The organism is Streptomyces sp. NPDC003038 (genome assembly GCF_040611115.1).
GTDB lineage: Bacteria > Actinomycetota > Actinomycetes > Streptomycetales > Streptomycetaceae > Streptomyces.
Genome location: NZ_JBEXNN010000030.1, coordinates 58,346 through 65,642, shown reverse-complemented (window position 1 = coordinate 65,642; position 7,297 = coordinate 58,346). Strand labels below are relative to the sequence as shown.

5 protein-coding genes and 3 pseudogenes are annotated in these 7,297 nt (G+C 73.1%); 3 read left to right on the top strand and 5 right to left on the bottom strand.

Translation table 11 applies throughout. The features are described from left to right. Positions 1-243: 243 nt before the first annotated feature. Positions 244-552, bottom strand: a pseudogene (locus ABZX75_RS27970) (DUF402 domain-containing protein); the annotation flags it as partial. 204 nt (positions 553-756) lie between these two features. Further along, positions 757-1,665: pseudogene (locus ABZX75_RS27965) on the bottom strand (GNAT family N-acetyltransferase); the annotation flags it as partial. A 71-nt stretch (positions 1,666-1,736) separates the two neighbouring features. On the opposite strand from ABZX75_RS27965, the gene ABZX75_RS27960 reads away from it, so the two are divergent. Both ABZX75_RS27960 and ABZX75_RS27955 read left to right on the top strand, forming a co-directional pair. Next, positions 1,737-2,126, top strand: a complete 390-nt coding sequence (locus ABZX75_RS27960; RefSeq protein ID WP_355415256.1) for a GntR family transcriptional regulator — start codon at positions 1,737-1,739, stop codon at positions 2,124-2,126. A 198-nt stretch (positions 2,127-2,324) separates the two neighbouring features. After that, a pseudogene (locus ABZX75_RS27955) lies at positions 2,325-2,450 on the top strand (IS630 family transposase); the annotation flags it as partial. An 18-nt stretch (positions 2,451-2,468) separates the two neighbouring features. Here the strand turns inward: ABZX75_RS27955 and ABZX75_RS27950 are convergent. Then, positions 2,469-3,074, bottom strand: a complete 606-nt coding sequence (locus ABZX75_RS27950; RefSeq protein ID WP_355415254.1) for an HD domain-containing protein — start codon at positions 3,072-3,074, stop codon at positions 2,469-2,471. A 93-nt stretch (positions 3,075-3,167) separates the two neighbouring features. Further along, positions 3,168-4,265 carry a DUF5925 domain-containing protein gene (locus ABZX75_RS27945; protein ID WP_355415252.1) on the bottom strand — a complete coding sequence of 366 codons (1,098 nt, stop codon included), beginning with the start codon at positions 4,263-4,265 and terminating at the stop codon, positions 3,168-3,170. A gap of 210 nt (positions 4,266-4,475) precedes the next feature. On the opposite strand from ABZX75_RS27945, the gene ABZX75_RS27940 reads away from it, so the two are divergent. Continuing rightward, positions 4,476-5,282, top strand: coding sequence for an SGNH/GDSL hydrolase family protein (locus tag ABZX75_RS27940; RefSeq protein ID WP_355415276.1), 807 nt, complete (start codon positions 4,476-4,478; stop codon positions 5,280-5,282). A gap of 9 nt (positions 5,283-5,291) precedes the next feature. On the opposite strand, the gene ABZX75_RS27935 is transcribed toward ABZX75_RS27940, so the two are convergent. Then, positions 5,292-7,049 carry a protein kinase gene (locus ABZX75_RS27935; protein ID WP_355415274.1) on the bottom strand — a complete coding sequence of 586 codons (1,758 nt, stop codon included), beginning with the start codon at positions 7,047-7,049 and terminating at the stop codon, positions 5,292-5,294. Positions 7,050-7,297: the final 248 nt, after the last annotated feature.

The window sequence follows — 7,297 nt, the reverse complement described above, 5'->3', positions numbered from 1 at the left end:
GGGGGGGGGGGGGGGGGGGGGGGGGGGGGGTGGCTCCGCCGGCGCCCCCCCCCGGGCGCCCCCCACCCCCGGGGGGGGGGGCGCCGCCCCCCCCCGCCCCCCCCGCTTCCGGCCTTCCTGGCTCAGCCAAGCTAGCCGCCCGGACCTCGGCTTCCGCCGGGTTCGGGCCCCGCGGGGCGATCCTTAGGGTCCCGTTAAGGAAGCCCTAAGCGGGCCCACAGGAAGAGTCCTCTCCAGGACCGCTCAGGGGAGGAGCGCGGCCAGTCCCGCCGGCGTTCTGGCCTGCTCGTCCAGCGCGTCGAGGGCCCGTACGGCCTGCGCGGCCGCCTCCGGGTCCTCGGCTGCCAGCCCGCTCGCGGCGAACTCCTCCTCGTCCAGCCTCAGTACGCGGCTCCCGTCGGCCGATACCCACAGGTCGAGGTCCAGGTCCTCCACCACGATCTCCCCGTCCCGCACCACCGCCGGGCGCGTGACATCGCAGTACCAGCCCTTCAGGACGCCGTCGCCGGTCCACACCTCCTTGACCGCGTACCAGCGCGTCCGCCAGAAGTGCTCGACGAACACGTCGCCCGGCTCGAAGCGCACGAAGCCGAAGTCCCGTACGCCCTCGGCCGCCCAGGGGGCGCGCACGGAGATCCGGTCGCCGTCGTCGGACACCCGCGCCGCGGGATAGCGGATCTTGACGCGTCCCGCCTTGACCAGCGTCACGTTCACCTGCCCGCCCGCACCGGACGCCAGCCGCTTCGCGAACCGCGTCTCGGTCGCGCAGATCTCGTATCCGAACCACTTGTTGACGGCCAGCATCGGCTCGTTCCCCGCGTCGTTGCCGGTGAACGCCTCCGTGTACCCGGCCGCACGCGCCCGGTGCAGGGACGCGGTCTTGGCGAGCTTGGCCAGGCCCCGGCCGCGGAAGGCGCGCAGCGTGCCCGTCATCGCCGAGGCGTAGCGGGTGGCGCCGTCGGTGTGCGCGGCGGTGAAGGCGGCCACCGCGCCGTCCACCAGGACGACGGTCGTGAGCTCCTTGTCGAGGGCAGGGTTGTTCCAGGTGTGGGCGAGCCAGTCCTCGTAGTCGTCGAAAGCGGCGCCCACGTCACCCGGTTCGTCGGAGGTGGTCTCCGCGTCGGCCTCGAAGAGCGGACGCGGATCGGCGGCGAAGGCGGAGCCGGGGCGCAGCTCGACGCCGGGCGGGAGGGCGTCCGGGAGCGGCGGCAGGTCGGCCGACGCCAGGTCCAGGCGCAGGAAGTGCGCTGAGCGGCTGGGACGGTAACCGCGCCGCTCGGCGAAGGCCCGGTGGGCGGGCTTGTCGAGGACCCAGGCGTACGTCTCCACCGCGCCCTCGGCCGCGAGGTGCTCCTCGGCCGCGCGCAGCAGCAGCCGGCCGGCGCCGAGGCCGCGGTGCGCGGGGTCGACGTACGCGTTGACGAACGACCGTCCCGGCTCCGGGCTGTCGTAGGCGATGCCCACCTGGGCGGTGCCGATGACGAGGCCCTCCCGGGTCTCGGCGACGAGCAGGCGGTAGCGCTTGTCGGGGTGCGCGGAGGAGAGCTCGAAGCCCACACCCCCGACGGTGGTGATCATGAACGGGAGGGCGGCGCGGCGTACCCTCACGACGGACTCCGCGTCCGCCGGGTCGTTCGGGCGCAGGTCACGAATGAGAACGGTCATGGCGCCGACGCTACGGGGGGCGGCGCGGCCGGCGCCTCCGAATTTCCGGGCCATGGGGGACAATCGGCCACGTGACCTCGACGAACCTGAAGATCGCCATCGACGGCTCGGCCGGCTCCGCCGCCCCGTACGAACAGCTGCGCGCGCAGATCGCCGACCGGGCCCGGTCGGGGAAGCTCCCGGCGGGATTCAAACTGCCCACGGTGCGGGGACTGGCGGAGGAGCTGGGGCTCGCCGCGAATACGGTCGCGAAGGCGTACCGGGCGCTGGAGGCCGACGGGGTGGTCGAGACGCGGGGCCGGAACGGGACCTTCGTCGCGGCGACGGGCGACGCGGCCTCCCGCGAAGCCGCGGCGGCGGCCCAGGCGTATGCGGATCGCGTGCGCAGGCTGGGGCTGACGGAGGCGGAGGCGGTAGCCGCCGCGACGGCCGCCCTCCGGGCCCGGTACGCCGCCCGGTAGCGTCTCGGGCCCGCCCGCGGGGGCGCGGCTGACCGCACCGCACCGCACCGGCCCGCGCCGCCGCCGCTGCTGGGGCTCCGCCCCCGACCCGCGCCTCAATCGCCGGCGGGGCTGAAGGTTCCGCCCGGCGATTGAGGCGCGGGTCCGGGCAGCGCCCGGGTGGCCCGGCGCAGCCGGCCCGCCGTCGTAGCCCGCCTCCTGCGCTGGCGCAACTCCAACGCCCGCCACCCCGACGTCCTGGCCGCCCAACGCAAGGAGCGCGCCCGCATCCGCAGCGAGAAAGGCATCCGCTGGGGTGGATGCCTCGTCACGGAAGCCGCGTGACGATCCGTTTCCCGGCCCTCAGCCCTGATCGAGCGGATTGGAAACAGTCCGCTCCGCCCACTCTCCCGCTACCAACTGCGCCGCCGCGCAACCCGGCTTACGCTCTGCCTGGTCCTGGAACAGGCGCACGAAGGACTTGGCGAATCCCAGCCGGGGGTATGCCCCAACGAGTGCGTCCGTGAAAGACGGGCCGAAGGCTTCCAAGCCCGCCCCGGATACATCCGCGCTCGTCCCCACCTGCAACAGCCGGCTCTCTACGTCTACTTCCGGCGCAACGTCGTCCCGCATATGGAGCACGATCAGCTCAGCCGCCCGGTCGCGTCGCTCAGTCGGCCAGCCGAGACCGGCCGTGAAGACCCGCGCCAAGTGGCCGCCGGCCTCTTCAAAAGAGAGCGTGTAGCTGTCGAAGGCCGGGGTGAGAGCCAAGTCGTGCAGCAACGCCGAGACGAAGAACAGCTCGCGGTCGAAGCGAAGGCCACGTGCCTCGGCCCAGGCCGCGCCGAAGAAGTATGACCGCACAGAGTGGTGGTACAAAGCCTCGTCAGCGTATTCCGCGCAGACCAGCCGCGCCGCCTCCGCCGCCCGCCCCTCGGGTACACGTACCCCTGCAACCTCGATCAACATCCGCCCCAGCCCCTTACAACCGGACATCATTCCGCTATGAGCATCTTAGCCAGGGCTGAACTCCCGCTCCGGTGAACGTTTCCGGCCACAGCACTAGAGGTAGAGGCCCGCCTCCGAGCTGTGCGGCTGCGGCGGCAGCATCGCGGCCGGCCCCGTACCGCGCCTGAGAGCGAACAGTTCCGCCAGCGTGGCACCTTCGCGAGGGACGTCCTCGTCCGTGCCCAGCCAGTCCGCCGCCTCGCGATGGGTCAGGCGGCCGACCTCGATGCGGGCGAGGCACCGCCCCGGCCGGACCACGGCGGGGTGGAGGCGTTCCAGGTCCTCGTTCGTCGTCACACCGACCAGGACGTTGCGCCCCTGTCCCAGCAGACCGTCCGTCAGGTTCAGCAGCCGGGACAGCGCCTGTCCGGCGGTGTGCCGGGCTTCGCCGCGGATCAGCTCGTCGCAGTCCTCCAGCAGCAGCAGCCGCCAACGGCCCTTCGCCGTGCCCTCGTCCTCGCCGATCGCGATGTCCATCAGGTAGCCCACGTCGTTGAACAGCCGCTCGGGGTCCAGGACGCAGTCCACCTGGCACCAGTCCCGCCAGGAACGGGCCAGCGTGCGCAGGGCGGAGGTCTTGCCCGTGCCGGGCGGGCCGTGCAACAGGAGCAGCCGGCCCGCGATGTCGTCCGGCGTCAGCTTCATCAGCCGGTCCATCGCCCCGGCCACCGGGGCCGTGTAGTTGGGCCGCACCTCGGCCCAGGTACCGGCCGCGATCTGGCGGGTCGTCCGGTACGGGCCGCGGCGCGGGGAGACGTACCAGAAGCCCATGGCGACGTTCTCCGGCTGCGGCTCGGGCTCGTCCTGCACCCCGTCGGTGGCCTTTTCGAGGACGCTGGAGGCGAGTTCGTCGCTCACCGCCGTCACGGTGACGTCCGCGCCGCGGCTCCAGCGGGAGACGAGCACGGTCCAGCCCTCGCCCTCGGCCAGGGTGGCGCTGCGGTCGCTGTCGCGCGCGGAGCGCAACACGGTGGCCGCGGGCGGCAGGAGGGTCGCTCCGGCCTTCACCCGCTCGATCGACACGCTGTGCGAGTAGGGCTGCTCGCCGGACGCGAAGCGGCCGAGGAACAGCGCGTCGACGACATCCGACGGTGAGTCACTGTCATCGACGTTGAGCCGGATCGGCAGCGCGTCATGCGGGTTGGCTGGCATGGCGCCCATGATCCGGCACGCGATGCCCCGATGCACCCGTGTTTCGCCGGATCGGTGCCCGAATTCCCCCTTCAAACGCACCGGGAGTGAAGATTCGGCTCGCAACCCCACCCCGAACATTCTTGGCATGGACACTTCCACCAATGCTCGGCTGCTTGTACCACGGACTCAGGAGTAACCCCCCCCACAAGGAGCCGCACACACATGAGCATGAGACTGGCGCGTTTCGCTGCCTTGACCTCCACCCTGTTACTCGCCGCGGGCACCGCCCTGTTGGGCGCCGGCCAGGCAACCGCCGCCGCCCGGGCCGACTTCGGCTACGTCGCCCTCGGCGACTCGTACTCCTCCGGCGTCGGCGCCGGCAGCTACGACAGCGCGAGCGGCGCCTGCAAGCGCACACCCCGCGCCTATCCGGCCCTGTGGGCCGCCGCCCACTCCCCGCAGACCTTCTCCTTCACCGCCTGCTCGGGTGCTCGAACGGGTGACGTCCTCGCCAACCAGCTCGCCCCGCTGAACTCCGGCACCGACCTCGTCAGCATCACCATCGGCGGCAACGACGCCGGATTCTCCGACGTCATGACGACGTGTGTGCTCCAGTCCGAGTCCACCTGCGTCAACCGGGTCAACCAGGCCAAGGCGTACGTCGACTCCACCCTCCCCGGCCAGCTCGACCAGGTCTACAACGCCATCGACGGCCGGTCCCCGAACGCCCGCGTCGTCGTCATCGGCTATCCCCGCTTCTACAAGCTGAACGGCACCTGCGCCGCCGGGCTGACCGAAGGCGAACGCGCCGCCATCAACGGCGCGGCCGACCACCTCAACGCCGCCATCGCCAAGCGCGCCGCCGACCACGGCTTCACCTACGCCTCGGTCGTCGGCTCCTTCACGGGTCACGAGATCTGCTCCGGCAGCGCGTGGCTGCACAGCGTCAACTGGGGCAACATCGGCGAGTCGTACCACCCCACGGCCGCCGGACAGTCCAGCGGCTACCTGCCGGTCTTCACCAACGCGGCCTGACGGCCAGGCCTACGGGCTCGCGGCAGGGCTCGCGGCCGGGCTCTCGTCCGGACTCCCGGCCGGGCTCTCGTCCGGACTCGGGGCGGGGCTCGCCGTCGTCGGATCCGGTGAGCCGGTCGCACCAGGGGAGGAGGCCCCGCTCGTCGGGGTCTCCTCCTCGCACGTCACGGAGAAGTCCACCCACTGCGAGGTCTCCTGCGCGGGCGCCCGGACCTCCAGCCGGACCGCGTCGTGGAAGACCCCGCCCGCCTGGTGGGTGAGCTCGGTGTGATCCAGCTTCAGGCTCCTCGGCCCGTCCGCCGCCAAGGTGACGGACTGCCAGCTGGGACCGGAGCTCACCCCGCCGCGCGCGGTCCAGCGGTACTCCAGCACCGTGGGGGTACGGGCCACCTCCACGGTGGCGGTGAAGGCGGGGGCGCGCTCGGCGGGCGGCGGGCAGGTGCCGCTGTAGGCGGTGCGTACGGCCTGGACGGCCACGGCCACCTGCTGCGCGGGCATGGCGGACGGCGACACGGACGGGCTCGCGGAGGGTGCCGTGGTCGCGGCCCGCGAGGAGGCCGGCGCACCCGTCGGGTGGCCGCCGTTGCCGCCGCCCGCCTCCTCACGGTCCTTCAGCAGCAGCCACGCCAGCAAGGCCAGCGCCAGCAGCAGCACCAGGATCCCGGCGGTCAGCACCAGCCCGGCCCGCCCCCGGGGCGCCGGCCCGGGCGCGGCCGGCCCGCCGGACGTCGGCACGGGCGGAGTCGGCGCCCCGTACGGCCGGGCCCCCCGCGGCTGCCGCGGCCCGTGCGGCTCGTGCGGCTCGTGCCGGATGCCGCGGGTGGCGGCCGCCGGCGTGTCCGGCCCCGACCGCGGCCCCGACGCCGGTCCCGACACCGGCCCGCCGGAGTCCCGTACGGCCCCGCCCGCCCCCACCACCCGCAGCATCCGCGCCGCCTCCGCCGCGGGCAGCCGCTCGGCCGGGTCCTTGCGCAGCAGCCCCTCCAGTACGGGCTCCAGCGGCCCGGCCCGGCGCGCGGGCGGCAACGGTTCGTCCACCACGGCCCGCAGCGTGGCCAGCGCGGTGTCCCGGCGGAAGGGCGAGCCCCCCTCGACGGCCGCGTACAGCATCACTCCGAGCGACCACAGGTCCGCTTCGGGGCCGGGGTCACGGCCCAACGCCCGCTCCGGCGCGAGGAATTCTGGCGAGCCGACCACCTCGCCGGTCATGGTGATCGCGGAGGAGCCCTCCAGGCTGGCGATCCCGAAGTCGCTCAGCACCACCCGGCCGTCATTGCCGATCAGTACATTGCCGGGCTTGACGTCCCGGTGCAGTACGCCCGACTCGTGCGCGGAGCGCAGCGCGGCCAGGACCTGTTCCCCGATGTGCGCGGCCCGCCGCGGGCTCATCGGACCCTCGGCTTCCAGTACGTCGGCCAGCGAGAGCCCGCGCACCAGCTCCATCACGATCCAGGGCCGGCCGCCGTCGGTGGCCACGTCGTAGACGGTGACGACCCCGCGGTGAGAGATCCGGGCCGCCGCCCAGGCCTCCCGTTCCAGCCGCCGGTACATGCGCTCCAGTTCGGCCGGGTCCAGTCCGGCCGGCGCCCGTACCTCCTTGACGGCGACCTCCCGCGCCAGCACCTCGTCCCGGGCTCGCCACACGATGCCCATGCCGCCCCGGCCGAGCGGATCCAGCAGCCGGTACCTGCCCGAGATGACACGATCGGCGCCCGATTCCGCCCCGGCGTCCTGTCCGCCGCCTCCGCCGCCACCGCCGTCACCCACGTTCCCACTCACGCGAGGGCCCCCCAATGCGTCCATGTGTTACCGGGTGATCACTTCAAGTTAGCGCAGGGGGCGTGAAGTGGCCCGTGTCGTGACGCGACTCGCGGTGAGGTCTTCCGTGCCCGGCTCCTCTGTGCGGAGAGTGACGGGCGACTCCGCTGAGTAATCGTCAACTCCCGTTCCACGCAGGGGGAATTCACACCACCGGGATACCCGGGCGCGACGCGGGGGCGATAGGGTTAATCTGC

Coding starts and splice junctions, on each gene's coding strand:
- ABZX75_RS27945 (WP_355415252.1), bottom strand. CDS start 4,265: ATGCCAGCCAACCCGCATGACGCGCTGCCGATCCGGCTCAACGTCGAT.
- ABZX75_RS27950 (WP_355415254.1), bottom strand. CDS start 3,074: ATGTTGATCGAGGTTGCAGGGGTACGTGTACCCGAGGGGCGGGCGGCG.
- ABZX75_RS27940 (WP_355415276.1), top strand. CDS start 4,476: ATGAGACTGGCGCGTTTCGCTGCCTTGACCTCCACCCTGTTACTCGCC.